The sequence below is a fragment of the Marinobacter lacisalsi genome (assembly GCF_042651045.1).
Taxonomy (GTDB): Bacteria; Pseudomonadota; Gammaproteobacteria; order Pseudomonadales; family Oleiphilaceae; genus Marinobacter; species Marinobacter lacisalsi.
The window spans coordinates 24138-43753 of the sequence record NZ_JBHSDI010000064.1 but is presented as its reverse complement, the minus strand read 5'-3'; the positions used below and the strand labels follow the sequence as shown (position 1 = coordinate 43753).

Genomic DNA, 19616 nt, shown 5'->3' with positions numbered 1-19616 from the left:
GATGGCAACCGTTGAAAAGGTCCGGAAAATGAAGGCGGATGCTCGCAAGCGCTCAAAACAGCGGGTAGAAACCAAAAATGAACTGGCCTCACATGCCATCATCGCTCTTTCCGAGCTTGGCTACGCCAGGACAGGGTTGCGGGACATTGCCACCTTGTCGGGGCGCTCCGTGGGAGCGCTCACCTACTATTTCGATGACAAGATCGATCTCATTTCCTACTGTGTACGCCTGTATAAAGAGCAGTTTGTGCGGCAGATTGATGCCGCCATGAGCGGACACAACAGCAGCACCAGTATTATGGAAGCGGTCACCAGTGCCTTCGCCTGGGCCATAGAGCACGACGCCCACAAACACCGGCTGTGGTATGACATTCGCTCCCAGGCCCTGTTCGAAGAGGCCTTCCGGCCGGTGGTCCGGGAAATCGAAGATAACCTGATTGCCATGGTGGTGCGCTTCCTGACCCGGCTTGGACGGCCGGTGGATAACGGTCAGACCATGTACTTTGTGCTCGACGGCCTGTTTCGGGTCCACCTGCAAGCGGCCCTTGAGGGTGACACCCATGCACCGCAGAACCTGAAAACCGCCATGGTCGCGGTGCTGGACGGCATGGAATAGCCGCGCCGGCTGACCACCCGGCGAACGGGCCCTGAACGAGATCTACCAGGCCTCAGCAGCAATGGAGAGATCGGGTCGAAAACCCTGCTGGTGGTCACGTTCGACAGGAATGGTGGTCTGTTCGACCATGGTCCTCCGCCTTATGTCCGAATTCCCGGTACCCTATGGCAGGAACCCTTCCGGAAACGGCTCCTGGAAACGCCATCGCTATTCATGCAATGCGTGATAGAAAAGTCATGGCTGGCAGGTTAACCTGTACACAAATTAATAAATCATAACATTCCGGTATCCGGGTCCGGGAGCGGAGATTCCCTTCCTCCAGTGCGAGTGCCCTGTAACCGATAAACTGGACTTTCAGCGGATCACCACGATCACCGACCTATGTTTCGCTACTTCGGTTTTGGTTCCAATATGAGCATGCGGTCGCTTAGGGCCAAGGGAGTGGCGCCCCTGGCATCGCAGCGAGCGGTGCTGCCTGGTTGGCGCCTGCGCTTCAATGTGCAGCACTTTTTCCGGCATGAGGGCGGGGTCGGCAACATCGAACAGACCGGCAACCCGGACGACCGCGTACACGGCGTGCTTCATGACTGCCCTGATGAGGCGCTCGCCCTGCTGGATTCCGCCGAAGCCTATGGGCACGGTTATGACCGGATAGACATCCACGTAAAGCCCTCTGAAACCGGCGTTGACCGGCAGGCGGTACCCGCCCTGACCTATGTTGGCATGCCCCGGTTCATTGATAACAGCCGCCTGCCCAGCCGCCGTTACCTGAACATCGTCCTGGATGGTGCGCGGCAGGCAGGGCTGGATAAGGATTACATCCAGGCTTTGGCGCGGCACCCGGTGCACCAGGTGGAGCCTTACCCGGCCTTCACACCGCCAGCCGGAGATCACCCGACCTTTGACCGGGAAACCCTGGCCGAGCACCCCCATTACACAGCGCTTTATGGGTCGGTGTTTGATATGGCAGAGGCACGCCCGTTGCATGAATTTCTCAAGGGCTTTCTGGGGGGCAGGGATATGACGCTGTATCATCTCAGGCGGCTGGACAGCAGCACCGTTAACGAAAGCATGGACGATATCCGGAAGGGACGCCTTGATCAGGCCCAGAAGCAGTACCTCAATACCTACCTGCATGAGTACGCCAGGGAGTACCGCTATGTCGGGCACTATAACTACGATAAAGATTGAGGAAGTCGTATGGAAATGTCTGTAACCTCACCCTTCCCTCCCGCTCTGGCACACGGTGCCATCGAGGAAGTTTTCACCGACGTATATTTCGTCAGCGGTGCCATGGAAACCGTACTGATGGACATGGACTGGCAATTCAGCCGCAACATGACCATTGTCCGGGATGGTGAGCGACTGATCCTGATCAACACCGTCCGGCTGGATGATCAGGGTCTGGCCCAACTGGACCGCCTGGGAAAGGTCACCGATGTCATCCGGCTGGGGGCGCTCCACGGCCGTGACGATGCCTTCTACGTTGATCGTTACCAGGCCCGCCACTGGGTAATGCCAGGCATAGAGGCGAGTGATGCGATGGGATCCCGGCCGCTTGATCAGGCGTCGCCGCTACCCATCAGCGATGCGTCCCTGTTCCGGTTCGAGACCTCAAACGTTCCCGAGGGCATCCTCAACCTTCAGCGGGATGGCGGCATCCTGATCGCCTGTGATGCCCTTCAGAACTGGCTGAGCCCCGATGAACACTTCTGCGACGAGACCCGCCACCGTATGGAAGGCATGGGCTTTTTCACCCCCGCCAACGTCGGCCCGGTGTGGTTGCAGGCGGCAGAACCGGCTGCCGAGGATTTCCGGCGCCTTGCGGCACTGAATTTCAGGCACGCTCTCTGTGGCCATGGTGCACCGCTGCTCGACAGTGCCCATGGGCAGTTCAGTGCCACCTTTAACCGGATGTTCCAGTGCTAGTATCCCCTCTGGTCGCAGTATGAGCGGTACCTGATGACAAGCAACATGGACCTGCCCGGGTACTCCGTCGTTTCATGCCAGTGGCGCCATGGTGGGCGTGTGGCCTATGGCGCACGGCGGCTGGCGGATGGGGCGAGCGTTACCATTGAAACGCTGAATGCGGACTATCCGGATTGCAGGCAGGTGGCCGCGCTGCAACATGAGGTCAGCATCACGGCCCGTCTTGAGGCTGTGGATGGTGTGCGCCGGATTCATCAGGTTATCCCCCATGGCAGTGGCAACCTGGCGCTCGTCACCGACCATTACGACGGCTCTCTCGCGTCCCTCCTGAACCGGACCCGCAACCGGCGACTGCCCGTCAGCCGGGTTCTGGAGATTGCCCTGAGTCTGGTACAGACACTGAGCGATATCCATGCCCGCGGCATTGTCCACAAGGCGGTAACACCCGGTAATGTCCTGGTGGACCGTGACCGCAATCTGCTTGCACTGGCAGGCTTCAGCATCGCCTCCGAGCTGGGTCAGGAAAAGCAGGCTACGGAACTGTCAAACCACATGGAGGGGACACCGGCGTATATATCGCCGGAACAGACCGGGCGCATGAACCGCAGCCTGGACTATCGATCTGACTACTACTCACTCGGCGTTGTGCTGTTCGAACTGCTGACCGGCCGCCCCCCGTTTGTCGCGGACAACACTCTTGAGTGGGTGCACCATCATATCAGCCGACTGCCCCCGGCTCCGCACACAGTGTTACCGGCAATACCCGAGGCCGTTTCCGCCATCATCCTGAAACTGCTGTCCAAATCCCCGGAACAGCGCTACCAGAGCGGAGAGGGCCTGCTGCACGACCTTGACCGGTGCCAGCGGGCAGTGAATCAGGATCAGCCACTCGCCCCCTTCCCGCTGGGAGAGAAGGACCAGCTGCAGACATTCCTGATTCCCCAGGCCCTTTATGGGCGCGACCAGGAGCTTCAGGAACTGCTGGAGCTGTTCGAAGAGGCCGTGGCGGGGCATACCCGCTTTTGTCTGGTGCACGGTTACTCCGGTGTGGGCAAGTCGGCCCTGGTCAACGAGATCGATCGTTACCAGGTGCGGGAACGCGGCTTTCTGGTGCAAAGCAAATTCGACCAGTTCCAGCACAGCGAGGCCTATTCGACGCTGGCGATCACTTTCCGCGCCCTGGTCCAGCAGGTTCTGCTGGAGCCGGAATCCGGGCTGGCCCAGTGGCGCGTGCGCCTGTCTGATGCCCTGGGCCCGAACGGTGCCCTGGTGGTCGACCTGGTGCCAGAACTGGCGCTGATCATCGGTGAACAGCCCGCAATGGCCGAGCTGCCCCCGGCAGAGAGTCGTAACCGGTTGCAGCTGGTATTAACGGCGTTTTTGCGAGCCTTTGCCGGCAAGGGGCACCCCGTGGTGCTTTTCCTGGACGACCTGCAGTGGTGTGATACTCCCACCCTTGACCTGTTGCGCCGCATCGTCACCTCGCGGGAGCAGAGCCACCTGCTGCTGATCGGAGCCTATCGCAGCAACGAGGTGAGCCCTGCCCATCCACTGAGCCTGCTGCTTGATGACCTGAGCAACCACCGGCGTCTGCATGAGATCCCGGTAAAGCCACTGGACCAGCACGCGGTGAACCAACTGGTGGCGGGCGCCCTCCGCTGTGAGCCTGACACCAGCCGCGAGCTCAGCGACATGCTTTTTCACCGTGCCCGTGGCAACCCCTTCTTTACCAACGAGCTGCTGCGCCATCTGCATGCCCAGGGAGCTATCTCGTCAGACCCGGCCACCGGCCAATGGCGCTGCCAGCTCGCTCCAACCACCTGGGACAGCGTCAGCCAGGATGTGGTCCGGTTCATGCTGGAAAACCTGCGTCAGCTGCCCGCGCAAACACAGAAGGTACTGCAGCTGGCCGCCTGCATCGGCAACACCTTCAGCCTTCATACCCTGGCCACCATCTATCAACATTCCACGGCGGAAACCGCCCAGGCACTGCTGCCGGCGTTGAGGCAGTACATCATACTGCCGTTGCACAGCGACTATCGCCTGGTCAACCAACCGGTTGAAAGGCTCTCGCTCAACCCCGGCTACCGTTTCCAGCATGATCGGGTCCAGCAGGCCGCCTATAACCTGATTGACGCGGATGAACGCCCGTATGTGCATCTCCAGGTCGGGCGGTTGATCCTTCAGGATAGTGGTCAGGGGGCAGACAGCGACCACCTGGTGGATATCGTCAATCATCTCAACCAGGGGCGGAGCCTGATGGCTTCCGACCGGGAACGTCTGCAACTGGCCGAGTTCAACCTGCGCGCCGGCACCCGGGCACGGCAGGCATCAGCCTACGAGTCAGCATCAGGCTATTTGCAGGTCGCGAAGGAGCTTCTGCCAGAAGATGCCTGGTCCGCCATGCCCTCACTGATGCGGACATTAGCTGCGGAGATGCAGCAATGCCTGTACCTGACCGGGGCGACCCGGGAGGCCGACGCCTGGCTGGAAGTCATGCTGGACCATGCGGAATCCGACCTGCACAGGGCAGACATACTCGCCACCCGAACCCGCCAGAACGCCACACTTGGCCGCATGAGCGAGTCAATTCATGCCGCCATCGAAGGGCTGGCACTACTGGGTGTTGATTTCACCGAACACCCGACGCTCGACGATATAGCCCTGGAACGCCAGCGGGTGGAGGAATACCTGGCGGGCCGGGACATTGCCGACCTGGTTGATGCATCGATCATAGAGGACCCCGCCACGCTGACAGCCATGCGTCTGCTGATGGAGATCTTCGCTGCGGCCTTTCTCTCCGGCAGCAACCTGTTCAGCTACCTGGTACTCAAGGCCGTCAACCTTGCGCTGCAGCGGGGCAATTGCCCGGAATCGGCGTTCGCCTACGCCGCCTATGGCATGCTGCTGTGCGGTGAACTGGATGAACCCGCCACTGGCTATCAGTACGGCAAGGCGGGCCTTGCCATCAATGAACGCCTGGACGACATCAGCCTGAGGGCACGGGTCATCTATGTGTATGCCATGTTCATCCATCACTGGAGTAACCACTGGTCAACGCTGACGCCCTGGTTCCGCAAAGGTATTGAGGCGGGCTACCAGTCCGGCGACCTGCTCTACCTCGCCTACAGCGCCCAGGACTGTGTTATCTGGGACCCCGGCATGGATCTGGAAACCGCCCGCCGCCTGCATGAGGAAAACCTGGAAATCGTCCGCGAATGCGCCTACCAGGACTCGCTGGATTCCGGCACCCTCTTCCTGCAGATGCAGCGCAATTTCCTCGGCGACACCCAGGCCCCGAACAGCCTGAGCAGTGATGACTTCGATGCCCGGCACTGCCTGGAGGCCATGAATGAGCGCCAGTTCATGACGGGCATTGCCAACCACCACATCTACAGCGCCGAGATCAACCTGCTCTATGGCCATCACGAACAGGCCCTGGGCTTCGTCAGGAAGCAGGACACGCTGACCAGGTCCGCCATGTCGCTACCACAGCTGGTGCGTTTCTACATCGTAGCCAACCTCACTCTTACCTCGGTCTACCCGGATATGGACGAGGCGGAACAACGGACAACACGCAAACGGCTGGAACATGACCTGGCGCGGATGACCCGTTGGGCCGACAACTGCGAAGCCAACTTCAGGCACCTGCAATGGCTGATGACCGCAGAGCTGGCCCGCCTGGACGGCGCGCCGGTTGCCGCCCTGGAATTCTACGACGCGGCCATCGACGGTGCCCGGGCCAATGGATTCCTGCGCGATGAGGCCATGGCCTTCGAACGGACCGCACGTTACCTGCTGGCGCTGGGCAGAGGCCGTTCAGCGGAAGGTTACCTGCGTGGGGCTCATGGCGTATACAACCGCTGGGGTGCCAGGCGTAAAGTGGAACAGCTGGAACAGGAGTTCCCGGTGCTGCGGGAATGGAGCCAGGCCCAGGCACGCGACTCCGGCACCGCCCTCTCCAACCTGGACCTGGCCTCGGTGATGAAAGCCTCCCGCGAGATTTCCGGCGAGATTGTGCTGGACCAGCTACTGCAGAAAACCCTCGCCATCCTGCTGGAAAACGCGGGTGGCCAGTGGGGCTGCATGATCGTTCGGGACGGGGGTGAGTATGGTGTCGAGGCTGCCATTTTCCCGGAGCAGCGCCGCCCTCAGGATGACATCCCCGGCCACTCCACCCTCACCGACAATCGGGGCAACGCCATTGCCCTGCCCATGAGCATCATCAGCGAGGTATTCCACCGGGGAGACGCCATTGTCCTGCACGATGCGGCCACCGAAGGACCATTCCTCAACGATCCCTATACCGTGACCCTGCAACCACGCTCGGTGCTCTGTGTGCCCATCCTGCGGGAGCGCTTTGAAGCGGCCGTCTACATGGAGAACAACCTGACGGATGGTGTCTTCACCGAGGCCCGTCTGGAACTGATCCGGCTCCTGGCCGCCCAGGCTTCCGTCGCCATCGAAAACGCCCGCCTGTACACCCAGGTACAGGACTACTCCCATACCCTGGAGCAGAAAGTGGCGGAACGTACCGCGGAGCTGGAAATTCTCAATGAAGAACTTCAACTGCTGGCAGACCGGGACGGGCTGACCGGCGTTGCCAACCGGCGCTCCGGCAATGCCTACCTCCAGGAGACCTGGCTGCGTCTGCGGCGCGAGCCCCAGCCACTGTCAGTCATCATGCTGGACGTGGATGACTTCAAGCTTTTCAACGACCGTTACGGCCACCAGAAAGGTGACGAGTGCCTGATCCTGGTCGCCAAGGCACTGCAGGCCCAGATGCAGCGCTCCACCGACATGGTGGTGCGATACGGCGGTGAGGAATTCATGCTGATCCTGCCCAATACCGATCACGAAGGCGCTCTCCAGGTGGCGGAAAACGCCCGCCTCGCGATCGAAAACCTCGACATCGAACATATTGACGCCTCAACCAGCACCCGCATCACGGTCAGTGTGGGCAGTGCCACCGCCTTGCCGGGTGAGCAGACCACCAGTGAGCAGCTGGTGTATGCCGCTGACCAGGCCCTTTACAGGGCCAAAGCAAGCGGGCGTAACCGGATAGCGGTGGCTGGCTGAAGACCTCAACAATCGCGTCCCAGTAACGGTCCGATTCAGCCTGGTCCGTGGTCGCTACCTGTAATTTGTGACAACTGTCATTGGTTGATTTTTGACCTTCCTCAATAACGTCTTTTGTGCCTTTCGTGTGATAGCGAGCACAAATTCCACCTCCTACACTGCCCGGAACCATCGCAAAGATCCGTTTTGGATCTGAGCGTAGGTGAATCAGAACGGTTTAGCAGCTGCATTTTGAATCGTTCCAAAAGGTCGATACAACAACGTAAATTTTAAAAACTTATAAAAACGAGGTTCTTATGAAAACTTACAACAAAATGAAACTCGCCGGCATCTCCGCTGCCCTGGTATCAGGACTCATCATGTCTGGTTCAGCACTGGCCATCGGCGGTGGCGGTGGTGGCGGTGGTGGCGGCGGCAGTGATTGCCGAGTCAGCACCGAAAGGGGATCCGGTGCAACCTTCTTCGTGCCCAGTGGTGGAAGCGGCAATTACAACATCCTGGGCTGGGGTAACGGCACTGGCGGCACCGTAAGCACCTACGATGGCCTGCTGGAGTCCGTCGCGGAACAATGCGTTCTGGTAGCCGCCGCCACAACCTCAAACTCCGGCAGTGGCCGAGAAGTAGCAAGCGCTGTCAATCAGGCGAAGAGCCGCTACAGCAACATTGTTGGTTCAGACCCGAAAGTCTGTACCTCTGGCCACTCACAAGGCGGCGGCGGTGCGTTCAATGCCGCAAACCGTCTTGATGCAGACTGCGTTATCGGTCTTCAGCCGGACACCGTTTACACAACCAGCATTGACCGTCCCGTCGCCAGCGATGTGGACGTTGTCTGTATCTTCAGTACCGGGGACACCCTGGCACCGGCTTCGCCGTTTAACGCCAATAACTGCCGTCGTAACTCCACCCGTTATTCTCAGGAGTTAACCTCTGGTTCTCACTTCACACCGACCTCTGGTGATGGTGGTGCACCTGGTGACGCAATGCGCGAGTATACGTCCCGCTGGCTGGTTAACTGATCACTGTTGTAGTCTGAGCTGATCGAGAAACCTCAACCTACCCGGTTGAGGTTTCTTTATCTCTCCCTAACGAACATTGCCCGAAACCATTTCTTGACGTTGCATAAGAATCAAAAAATACCTATATATAATTGAAGCGCATAGATCAAACAGACAGTCATAACGTGCATTTCAAGCACCTGAATTATCCAGGCCTCTAAAATCTCTGACCGGCTTATCGATGTCCGTTGAGGTTTTTATCCAGGATGCTCGATTGAAGCTCCCTTTCCACCAAATACCAGGCTTTTCTATGACCTGGGTCCTTGATCGTTTTTTGAGCTACCACTAAAGGTTATTTTCTGCCTTTCATGTGATAGCGAGAAAACAACCGAAATCCTACACTGCTTGCAACCTGCCGTGACGTGTTTTCGGACATAAGCGCAGGTGTTGATCAGTAAGGTTTGGTTGCTGTCATTAGCATGACAGCTAGTCCAGCAGCAAGAAATCACAACTATCAACATAACTTATAAAAAGAGGTTTTTTATGAAATTTTCAAAACAACTAAAAATGGCGGGTATCTCCGCCGCCTTGGTGTCTGGTCTCATCATGTCCGGTTCAGCATTGGCCATAGGTGGCGGCGGCAGTGGCAGCTGCAGCGTTGACACCGAACGAGGATCTGGCGCCCGTTTTTTTGTACCCAGCGGTGGTAGCGGCAATTACAACATCCTGGGCTGGGGCAACGGTACTGGCGCTAGCGTAAGCATGTACAGTGGCCTTCTGGAGTCTGTCGCAGAACAGTGCGTCCTAGTCGCCGCTGCCACAACCTCCCAGTCGGGCGATGGTCGCGACGTAGAGAGCGCTGTTAACCAGGCGAAGAGCCGCTACAGGGGCATTGTTGGTTCAGACCCGAAAGTCTGTACCTCTGGTCACTCACAAGGTGGCGGTGGTTCCTTCAACGCTGCGAATCGTCTTGATGCAGACTGTGTGATCGCTGTTCAGCCCGACACTGTATTCACTACACGCATCTATCGCCCTGTGTCCCGCGACACTGACGTTGTCTGTATCTTCAGTACCGGTGATGTGCTGGCTCCCGCATTGCCTTCCAACGGCTTGAACTGCAGAGCCAACTCGACCCGGTACACACAAGAGCTCACGTCTGGTACCCACTTCGCACCAACATCGGGTGATGGTGGCGCAGTTGGTCGGGTCATGCGAGACTATGCTCAACGTTGGTTGGTTCAGTAACCACTGGCAGCCTGAGCAATCTGAAAAAACCTCAACCCGCGTGGTTGAGGTTTTTTTTGGATCAGATCATTGGCAAAAACCGTAAGATCCACAATCGGTTCTGTTTTATAACGTTCTTGGCACGCTGACGCTTATTATGCTTCTGGAGATTCACTACCTAAAGCTTGAAAAACAATCTATTGAAAGGTTAACCCGGAGCATAGCTGGAGAATTCTGTCATTTATAACATCCATCCCGGTTCAGCGAGGAGATCACATGAAAAAGACCATGAGTGCTTTCACGATACTGGTAATGAGCGCTGTGTTCGTCGGAACCTATAGCGAACCATCCAGATCTGAAGACTCACAAAACCAGCAAACGGCGGCCGATCAAAAGGAGCATGATTTCGAATCCCTGAACGATCGTTATAGTTATGCCTATGGAGCTGATCTCGCAAAGAAGTTCAAAGCGGAAGGCGTTGAGCTGAATGTCGAGATTATGGCTTCAGCAATGCAGGACGTGTTTGGTGACGGCGAGAAGAAGATGTCGGACGGGGAGATCGCCGCTACCATTGATGTCTATATGCAACTCCATCAGAAGAAAAAAGAAGCAGAGAATGCCGCCATAGGTGAAAAGAACAGGAAGGAAGGAGAAAACTTCCTGTCGGAAAATGCCAGTAAAGACGGCGTGGTCGTCACTGAAAGTGGTTTGCAATACAGAGTAATTACCGAAGGTGATGGCGGCTACACACCAACAGCAGATGATATAGTGACCGTGCATTATCGAGGCAAGTTCATCGATGGCAGTGAGTTTGACAGTACTTATGAGCGCAGCGAGCCCTATAGTGTCAAAGCCAAAAAACTCATCGAAGGTTGGGGTGAAGCACTTCAGTTGATGTCAGAAGGTTCGAAATGGGAGTTGTACATTCCTGCAGACCTTGCTTATGGAGAAGAAGGATCAGAACCCTATATTGGCCCCAATGCTACGTTAATATTCGAGGTGGAGTTACTCGACATCGAAAAAGAACAAGCAGAAGGATAGTGAATGCACAGATATGGAACACGGGGGATCCCACTGGCTGGCCGTGATTGTTGCTTCTGCAAAGGAATGATCCCGGACAGGAACCTGACAAATTCATCTGGCCAGGCAAGGTGAAGCGCCCGTAAGCTGGCATAATGGTATGTAAGCTCCCCACCAACCAGATAGGGACAGCATTATGTCGGTAAAGAAATGGCTCCCCTGGACCCTGGTGGCATTGCTCGCGATTGCCGCATTCTGGGCCTGGGATCAGTACCGCACCGATGAATTGCCGGACCATATCGCCAGTGGCAACGGCCGGATCGAAGCAACGGAGATCGACATTGCCACCCAGTCCGGGGGGCGCCTGCTGGAGGTTATGGTGCGGGAGGGCGAATTTGTTGAGCCCGGGCAGTTGCTGGCACGGGTGGATACTCAACGCCTGCAGGCCTCACTGACCGAAGCCCAGGCCCAGGTCCAGCAGGCCCGCCATTCCGAAATTGCCGCCGAAGCCATGGTCTCCCAAAGGGAAAGCGAGAAAGCCGCCAGCCTGTCGGTGGTGGCACAGCGCCAGACTGAACTGACCTCCGCCCGCAATCGTCTCAACCGCTCCCGGGCCCTGGCTGAGCGAGGCTCGATTTCCACGCAGCAACTGGAGGATCACCAGGCTGCCGTTCAGGCCGCCGAGGCCGCCCTCAACGCCGCAAAAGCACAGGTCGCCTCCATGGATGCCGCCATCGCCGCCGCCAGGGCTCAGGTGGTTCAGGCACAGTCGCTGATCCGGGCCACCGAAGCGACGGTGGAACGACTTCAGGTGGACATTGAAGACGCCGACCTCAAGGCGCCCCGTGCCGGGCGCGTTCAGTACCGGGTGGCCGAACCCGGTGAAGTGCTGGCCCCCGGTGGCCGCGTGCTGAACATGATCGACGTCAGCGATGTCTTCATGACCTTCTACCTGCCAACGGCAGCGGCAGGCAAGGTGGCGCTGGGTACCGAGGTAAGGCTCGTGCTGGACGCCGCCCCGGAGGTGATTGTGCCGGCCAGGATCTCCTTTGTGGCAAGCGAAGCCCAGTTCACGCCCAAAACCGTCGAGACCCAGAGTGAACGCCTGAAACTGATGTTCCGGGTCAAGGCCAGCATCGATCCGGCGCTGTTGAAGAAGTACGCCCGGCAGGTGAAAACCGGCCTGCCCGGCGTGGCCTACGTGCGGCTGGATGACACCCGGGAGTGGCCGACTGAACTCCAGATGCCACAAGTGCAGTAACCGGTGGCCCCCATGAACGGCCTCGTGGAACCCCCGCCACCGCCGGTCATCCGGCTTGACCGGGTCAGCCTGCGTTACCGTAAACACCGGGCCTTGCAGGATATTACCCTGGAGGTGCCACCGGGCCGCATGGTCGGCCTGATCGGGCCGGATGGGGTCGGTAAGTCCAGCCTGCTATCCCTGATGGCGGGCGCACGTGCCATCCAGGAGGGCACCGTCCACGTGCTTGGCGGCGATATGGCGGACGCCCGCCACCGCCACGCCACCGGTCCCCGTATCGCCTACATGCCCCAGGGACTGGGCAAGAATCTCTATGCCACCCTGTCCGTTGAAGAGAATCTGGATTTCTTTGCCAGGCTGTTCGGCCATGGCCGCCAGGAACGCGAACAGCGCGTCACTGAACTCCTGGCCGCCACCGACCTGCTGAGATTCCGCGACCGGCCAGCGGGCAAGCTGTCCGGCGGCATGAAACAGAAGCTGGGGCTGTGCTGTGCACTGATCCATGACCCAGACCTGCTGGTACTGGATGAGCCCACCACGGGTGTGGACCCGCTGTCCCGGGCCCAGTTCTGGGCGCTGGTGGACCGGGTGCGCCGTCGCCGCCCGGGCATGAGCGTGGTTATTGCCACCGCATACATGGAAGAAGCCGAACGCTTTGACTGGCTGATCGCCATGGACGAGGGCCGGATTCTGGCCACCGGAACCGCAGAAGCACTGCGGGAACAAACCGGAACGGACACCCTGGAAGCGGCGTTTATCCGCCTGTTGCCGGATGAGAAAAGCCGCAAGCACCAGGCGGTCACCATTCCGCCACGCACCAACGGCATTGACGGACAACCCGATATCGCGATCGAGGCCGAAGGGCTGACCATGCGGTTTGGCGACTTTGTTGCCGTACAGGACGTCAACCTGAGGGTGGAACGGGGCGAGATCTTCGGTTTCCTGGGCTCCAATGGCTGCGGCAAAACCACCACCATGAAAATGCTGACCGGTCTGTTGCCAGCGTCGGAGGGCAATGCCCGGCTGTTCGGGCACCCGGTGGACGCCACCGACCTGGATACCCGTCGCCGGGTGGGTTACATGTCCCAGTCCTTTTCCCTGTACACCGAGCTGACGGTTCGCCAGAACCTGGAACTGCACGCCAGGCTGTTCCACCTGCCAGCGGACACCATACCTACCAGGGTTGACGAAATGCTGGAGCGCTTTGGCCTCGCCGGGGTAGTGGACGAGCTGCCCTCGGCACTGCCCCTGGGGGTCCGGCAGCGGCTCTCCCTGGCGGTAGCGGTTATTCATCGGCCCGAGCTGCTGATACTGGACGAACCCACCTCGGGGGTGGATCCCATTGCCCGGGACCAGTTCTGGCAGCTGCTGATCGACCTTTCCCGGCAAGACAGGGTGACGATCTTTATCTCCACCCACTTCATGAACGAAGCCGAACGTTGTGACCGGGTCTCGCTGATGCACGCCGGCAAGGTGCTGGCAAGCGGCACCCCGACCAACCTTCGGGAAGCCAGGGGTACAGAAACCCTCAACGACGCTTTCGTTGCCTGGCTGGAAGAGGCCGCGGGCAAGGCCGACGAAAGCGTGGCTCCGCCTGTGGCCAGGGCCGATGGCAACAGCGGGCCACCCAAAAGATTCAGCCTGTTGCGTCTGTTCAGCTACACCCGCCGGGAAAGCCTGGAGCTGCAGCGGGATCCGATCCGGGCCACGCTGGCGTTACTGGGATCCGTAATCCTGCTGGTGATCATGGGCTACGGCATCAGCATGGACGTGGAGGACATCCGTTTCGCGGTGCTGGACAGGGACCAGACCAGCACCAGCCGCCAGTACCTGCTGAACCTCAGTGGCTCCAACTATTTTATCGAGCGCCCGCCGATCACCGACTATGGCGACCTGGACACACGCATGCGCAGCGGTGAACTGGAACTGGCCCTGGAGATACCACCGGGGTTCGCCAGTGACCTGCAACATGGCCGCCCGGTCGCTATCGGCGCCTGGGTGGACGGCGCCATGCCCAGCCGGGCGGAAACCGTGGCAGGCTACCTGCAGGCCTTGCACGGTGGCTGGCTGCAGGAACAGATGCGCTACCAGTCCACGCCGCCTGCCCAGACGCTCTCCATCAACGTCGAGACCCGCTACCGCTACAACCCGGACGTCGCCAGCCTGGTGGCCATCGTACCCACGGTTATTCCGCTGTTGCTGATGATGATCCCCGCGATGCTCACTGCCCTGAGCGTAGTGCGGGAAAAGGAGCTGGGTTCGATTATCAACTTTTACGTTACACCGGTGACCCAGCTGGAGTTTCTGCTGGGAAAACAGATCCCCTACATCGTACTGGCGATGATCAACGTCCTGTTGCTCACGGCACTGGCAGTGTTCGTGTTTGGCGTTCCCTTCAAGGGCAGTTACCTGGCCTATGTGACTGGCGCCCTGCTCTATGTGATGGCGTCAACCGGCCTGGGGCTGCTGGTGTCCAGTTTCATGCGCAGCCAGACCGCGGCCATCTTCGGGACTACCATCATCACCCTGATCCCCGCCGTCACCTTTTCAGGGATGACGACGCCCGTGTCGGCGCTGGAGGGTATTCCGCGGATCATTGGTGAGATCTACCCCACCTCCCATTTCCTGACCATCAGCAGTGGTACTTTTTCAAAGGCACTGGGGTTTGCCGACCTGTCCGGCTCGTTCTGGCCGCTGGCACTGTCCGTTCCCGTGATACTGGGCCTGAGCCTGATGGTCCTGAAGAAACAGGAGCGCTGACCGTGCAGCAGCTGAGCAACATCTTTCACCTGACCATAAAAGAATGGCGCAGCCTGGGCCGCGACCGGATCATGGTGGCGCTGATCCTGTTCGCTTTCAGCATCAACATCTACATCAGCAGCGCCAGCATCCCGGAAACCCTGCACATGGCCCCGATTGCCATCGTGGATGAGGACCGCTCGCCCCTGTCGGTCCGTATGACCGGCGCGTTCTATCCGCCCTGGTTCATTGCCCCGACCCGTATCGAGCAGCACCGGATCGATCCGTTAATGGACGCCGGCGACTATACGTTTGTGCTGGATATTCCCCCCGGCATGCAGCGTGACCTGCTGGCCGGCAACCAGCCCACCCTACAACTGAATGTAGACGCCACGAAGCTGAACCAGGCGTTTCTGGGGGCGGGCTACATCCAGGCCATCCTCACCGAGGAAACCCGGGCGTTTGTGCAGGGCGACCGCAGAGCCACCTCCCCGGTTGAGCTGGAGATCCGCAACCGGTTCAACCCGGCCCTGAGTCAGAACTGGTTCGGCGCGGTGATCGAACTGATCGACAACATCACCATGCTGTCGATCATTCTTACCGGAGCGGCGCTGATCCGGGAGCGGGAGCACGGCACCATTGAACACCTGCTGGTGATGCCGTTGCGGCCGGTGGAAATTATGGTGGCAAAGGTGGTGGCCATGGGTCTGGTGGTACTGCTGGCCTCCAGTGCATCCCTGGCACTGGTGGTACAGGGCTGGATGCGGGTACCCATTGAAGGGTCGACGCTGCTGTTCCTGGTGGGCACAGCCCTGCACCTGTTTGCCACCACGTCCATGGGTATCTTCCTGGCCACGGTGGCCCGGTCGATGCCGCAACTGGGGATGCTGATCATCCTGGTGCTTATCCCCCTGCAGCTGCTGTCCGGCGGCGCCACACCCTTCGAGAACATGCCCTACTTTGTCCAGACCATCATGCAGGTGGCGCCCACCACGCACTTCATCGGCCTGGCCCAGGCGATCCTGTTCCGGGGGGCAGGACTGGCCATCGTGTGGCCGTCCCTGCTGGCCCTGGCGGTGATCGGTGGGGCGTTCTTTGTGCTGTCGCTGCGGCGTTTCCGCAAGAGCGTTGCGGGAATGGCCTGATATCAGGCCTTCTTCACGAACTCGGACTTCAGCTTCATGGCGCCGATGCCGTCGATCTTGCAGTCGATGTCATGATCACCGCCCACCAGGCGGATATTCTTGACCTTGGTGCCAACCTTCACCACCAGTGAGGAACCCTTCACCTTCAGGTCCTTGATGACCGTTACCGTGTCACCGTCTGCCAGGGCATTGCCATTCGCATCTCTGACCCCGGCATCGTCCGCTACGCCCTGAGACTCGACGCCAGCTCTCCATTCATGGCCACACTCGGGGCAGACGAAAAATTCTCCGTCCTCATAGGTGAATTCGGACTGGCATTCGGGACAACAGGGCAAATTGCTCATGGAAGATCTCACTCTATGGAATGTTGAAGCGCTGGATGAGCCATACCCGTAACACCTGGCCGCCCACTACCGTACACCTCTGTCAGGTCAGCCATTATACAGGCACTGCAGGCAATTGCGTGGGCCCGTTCCAGGATGGGCTTCAGGAAACGAATCGGTAGTGGTAATGCGTTACCGAAGACTTGCTGAATGATACAGAGTGGCAATAATGACAACCATAAATAGCCTTATAACGTTAATACAAAAGCCAGCCAGAAGACTTGGTAGAGAAACATAAGACAGCAAGCTTATAATAAATTAATAATTACCTTGAATTAACCAAAAAAAGAATTTTTTATTTTACTACCAAACGAAACCACTATTAAAAAATATGTACATATATCAAAACCGTCGTGATGTTATACGCAAACTCTCGACTGACCAAAACCGCTTAAAGACAGGCGATGCGATGTGTGTCTGATGTTATTACTTTGAGTTTCCATATAACATTATTTTTGTGTTTTTCATGTGATAGCAGAACAAAAAACTAGCTCCTACCCTATTTTTGAACCTGCCGCGACAGACTTCTCTCAAGTCTCAGCGCAGGTGCTTACCGGTATGTTTTCATAAGCCGTTTTTTGAATACTTACTTTTTATCCATAAAAATCGGTTGAATGTAGTAATCGTTAACACAACGTACAAACAAGGGAGCTACAATGAAATTATCAACAAAAATGAAACTGGGAAGTATCGCCGCCATTCTGACATCAGGGCTGTTCATGTCCGGTTCCGCACTCGCTGTTGGCGGTGGCGGCGGCAGCGGTCCTTGCAGTGTAGACGAGGAACGGGGCTCTGGCGCCCGATTCTTCGTACCAAGCGGGGGTAGCGGTCAGTACAACATCATGGGCTGGGGTAATGGCACCGGCGGTACCGTGAGCGCGTACAGCGGTCTGCTGGAGTCTGTTGCAAGCCAGTGCGTTCTGGTAGCCGCTGCGACAACCACCCAGTCCGGCAACGGTCGCGATGTGGAGGATGCGGTTAACCAGGCCAAGAGCCGCTACAGCAGCATCGTTGGGTCCGACCCGAAGGTTTGTACCTCTGGTCACTCACAGGGTGGCGGCGGTTCCTTCAACGCTGCGAACCGGCTGGATGCGGAGTGTGTGATCGCCGTTCAGCCTGACACCGTGTTCACCACACGCATTGATCGCCCTGTGTCCAGCGATACCGATGTTGTCTGTATCTTCAGTACTGGCGACGTCCTGGCTCCGGCAATACCGTCTAATGGCAGAAACTGTGAGCGCAACTCAACCCGTTACACCCAGGAACTGACATCCGGTACTCACTTCGCCCCGATCGGCGGTACCGGTGGCGAGCCTGGTGAAGTCGTACGTGAATACGCTAACCGTTGGTTGGTTAACAACTAATCGCTATTGGCGTTAGCACGTAGAAAGAACCCCAGCCGGTCAGGTTGGGGTTCTTTTGGGTGTAACCACAATCTCATTCTCGCCGATAGGACTGAATTCCCTGCCCCTCACCAGGTTCCAGGATACCGAATGAATCTCTTTTCTCAGCGACTGCCTTACCCTCCAAGCGGTGACCATCAGCCGAAACATTGGCTGGAAAGCCGTCAAGCTGGCAGCCCTCTTTCAATTACCTGACAGAGCCGCCACAATCGGGGGACAGCTTCATTCACTGATGAGAAATGCCCAAGATGTCAGCGAAGGTAAAAAACCGGGTCCTGTTCCACTCCAGATGGTTAAACCTCTATCTGGTCCGTTACCCCGAGGGCCACAAGATCGCTCCCCATGTGGACATGGTGGCCGGCGGCAAGCTGTACAAACTCAACTGTGTGCTGGTCAAACCCCGTTCCGGTGGAGAATTTTTCTGTGAAAAGAACATCTTCAACCTGTTCGGGCGAATCATCCTTTTCCGTCCAGACCTTCACCAGCATTCCGTTTCCAGAATTGAACATGGCAACCGTTGGCTCTTGAGCCTGGCCTTTAACCGGCACTGAGACCACGTTGTAGCAAGAGCAGGCGCGACGGAATACGGTCGCGCCCTACAATGAGCTCATCCTGGCTCCGATGTAACGGCTGCGCCCGCACTCACCATCGCCTCTATTTCTCCGCTGGAGTAACCACAGTCTTGCAGCAAGGCGACGGTGTGCTGCCCAATAGCCGGTGCACCATGCCATGCCTGACCCGTTACGGTTGAGAATCGCGCTGGTGCCCTCGTCTGCCGGATTCGCCCGGCCTGCGGATGGTCGTAGCACACCAGCAGTTCATTGGCCTGAACCTGTGGATGCTCCAGAACCTCAGTGCGAGTCAGGACTGGCGCACACGGAACCGATTCCTCGGACAACCGTGCCAGCCAGTGCTCTGCAGAATCGGTCCTGACGACAGCCTGAATCAGCTCCAGGCGGGCGTCGATATGCCTCTGCCTCAGTTCAGCGGTCAGAAATCGTGGATCATCCGCCCATTCCGGCCGTTCAACGGCCCGGATCAGGGCCTGCCACTCGCGGTCATTCTGTACAGCGATGGTGATGTAGCCCGTAGTGGTTTCATAGATGAGATCCTGGAAGCTCGCCGCTTCCTGTTGCGGCAGGTCCGCCTGTACAAAGGTCTGGCTGCCCATATCGGAACTCCACAGAAACGCGATCACGGCATCCAGCATCGACAGTCGCACGTGCTGACTTTCACCGGTGCGTTCGCGAGCAAACAGCGCCGCCGTTATGGCCTGGGCCGCCGTCACACCGGTGAGTTTGTCCGGGAGAATGGTTCTCACCAGTTGCGGGCGTCGTCCATCGGCCCCCGCCTGCACCGAAGCCAGGCCAGAGAGGCCCTGAATCAAGGGGTCATACACCGGGCGTTGCGCGTAGGGTCCCGTGTCGCCGAAACCGCTGATCGACACCATGATCAGGTCCGGTGCCACCTTGCGCAGTTCGTCTTCTCCAAGCCCCATACGCTCAATGACGCCGGGCCGGAAATTCTGCACAAACACATCCGCCGTGGACACCAGCCTCAGCAGGGCATCACGCCCTGCCGGCTCTTTCAGGTTGAGCGCCACCGACTTCTTGTTGCGGTTATTGTTGAGAAAAGAGGCCGAGACGTCCCCCTGGCGGTTGGCAGCAGAGCGCGTAAAATCGCCCCCGGCCGGGTTCTCGATCTTGATCACCTCGGCGCCCTGGTCTGCCAGCATCATCGTGGCCAGGGGGCCGGACACCATCATCGTCAGATCGATAATGCGAATGCCTTCGAGTGGTCCAGTCATGGGGGCTCCTGTCGC

The 19616-nt window shown here is 58.4% G+C and carries 15 protein-coding genes; 13 read left to right on the top strand and 2 right to left on the bottom strand.

The annotated features are described in order from the left end of the window. The first annotated feature begins 1 nt into the window (after nucleotide 1). The 11 genes from ACFOZ5_RS19205 (at nucleotide 2) to ACFOZ5_RS19155 (ending at nucleotide 16008) form a co-directional block, all read left to right on the top strand. Entirely contained in the window at nucleotides 2-616 is a 615-nt protein-coding gene (locus tag ACFOZ5_RS19205; RefSeq protein ID WP_379890416.1) for a TetR/AcrR family transcriptional regulator, read from the top strand. A gap of 9 nt (nucleotides 617-625) precedes the next feature. Then, nucleotides 626-868: an alkaline phosphatase family protein gene (locus tag ACFOZ5_RS19200; protein WP_379890574.1), complete on the top strand. Its 243-nt coding sequence runs from the start codon at nucleotides 626-628 to the stop codon at nucleotides 866-868. A gap of 129 nt (nucleotides 869-997) precedes the next feature. After that, entirely contained in the window at nucleotides 998-1807 is an 810-nt protein-coding gene (locus ACFOZ5_RS19195; protein WP_379890414.1) for a gamma-glutamylcyclotransferase family protein, read from the top strand. 9 nt (nucleotides 1808-1816) lie between these two features. Further along, entirely contained in the window at nucleotides 1817-2545 is a 729-nt protein-coding gene (locus ACFOZ5_RS19190; RefSeq protein ID WP_379890411.1) for a hypothetical protein, read from the top strand. Between the two features lie 33 nt (nucleotides 2546-2578). Beyond that, nucleotides 2579-7624, top strand: a complete 5046-nt coding sequence (locus tag ACFOZ5_RS19185; RefSeq protein WP_379890408.1) for a diguanylate cyclase — start codon at nucleotides 2579-2581, stop codon at nucleotides 7622-7624. Between the two features lie 359 nt (nucleotides 7625-7983). After that, nucleotides 7984-8640: a hypothetical protein gene (locus tag ACFOZ5_RS19180; RefSeq protein WP_379890406.1), complete on the top strand. Its 657-nt coding sequence runs from the start codon at nucleotides 7984-7986 to the stop codon at nucleotides 8638-8640. A 522-nt stretch (nucleotides 8641-9162) separates the two neighbouring features. Further along, nucleotides 9163-9864: a hypothetical protein gene (locus ACFOZ5_RS19175; RefSeq protein WP_379890404.1), complete on the top strand. Its 702-nt coding sequence runs from the start codon at nucleotides 9163-9165 to the stop codon at nucleotides 9862-9864. 255 nt (nucleotides 9865-10119) lie between these two features. Then, on the top strand, nucleotides 10120-10884 hold the full coding sequence (locus tag ACFOZ5_RS19170) for an FKBP-type peptidyl-prolyl cis-trans isomerase (RefSeq protein WP_379890402.1): 765 nt from the start codon (nucleotides 10120-10122) through the stop codon (nucleotides 10882-10884). Nucleotides 10885-11059: 175 nt separating this feature from the next. Beyond that, nucleotides 11060-12124, top strand: coding sequence for an HlyD family secretion protein (locus ACFOZ5_RS19165; protein WP_379890400.1), 1065 nt, complete (start codon nucleotides 11060-11062; stop codon nucleotides 12122-12124). A gap of 12 nt (nucleotides 12125-12136) precedes the next feature. After that, nucleotides 12137-14884 carry a ribosome-associated ATPase/putative transporter RbbA gene (rbbA, locus tag ACFOZ5_RS19160; protein WP_379890398.1) on the top strand — a complete coding sequence of 916 codons (2748 nt, stop codon included), beginning with the start codon at nucleotides 12137-12139 and terminating at the stop codon, nucleotides 14882-14884. A 2-nt stretch (nucleotides 14885-14886) separates the two neighbouring features. Further along, complete coding sequence (locus ACFOZ5_RS19155; protein WP_379890396.1) at nucleotides 14887-16008, top strand: ABC transporter permease; 1122 nt, start codon at nucleotides 14887-14889, stop codon at nucleotides 16006-16008. A gap of 2 nt (nucleotides 16009-16010) precedes the next feature. Here the strand turns inward: ACFOZ5_RS19155 and ACFOZ5_RS19150 are convergent, their stop codons facing one another. Then, nucleotides 16011-16352, bottom strand: a complete 342-nt coding sequence (locus ACFOZ5_RS19150; RefSeq protein WP_379890394.1) for a zinc ribbon domain-containing protein YjdM — start codon at nucleotides 16350-16352, stop codon at nucleotides 16011-16013. Nucleotides 16353-17047: 695 nt separating this feature from the next. Between ACFOZ5_RS19150 and ACFOZ5_RS19145 the strand changes: the two genes are divergently transcribed. Together ACFOZ5_RS19145 and ACFOZ5_RS19140 are read left to right on the top strand one after the other, a co-directional pair. After that, nucleotides 17048-17755, top strand: coding sequence for a hypothetical protein (locus ACFOZ5_RS19145; RefSeq protein ID WP_379890392.1), 708 nt, complete (start codon nucleotides 17048-17050; stop codon nucleotides 17753-17755). Between the two features lie 287 nt (nucleotides 17756-18042). Beyond that, a complete protein-coding gene (locus ACFOZ5_RS19140) occupies nucleotides 18043-18345 on the top strand; it encodes a 2OG-Fe(II) oxygenase (protein ID WP_379890390.1) in 303 nt (100 codons plus the stop codon). 56 nt (nucleotides 18346-18401) lie between these two features. Here the strand turns inward: ACFOZ5_RS19140 and ACFOZ5_RS19135 are convergent, their stop codons facing one another. Continuing rightward, a complete protein-coding gene (locus ACFOZ5_RS19135; RefSeq protein ID WP_379890388.1) occupies nucleotides 18402-19601 on the bottom strand; it encodes a CaiB/BaiF CoA transferase family protein in 1200 nt (399 codons plus the stop codon). Between the last annotated feature and the right edge of the window lie 15 nt (nucleotides 19602-19616).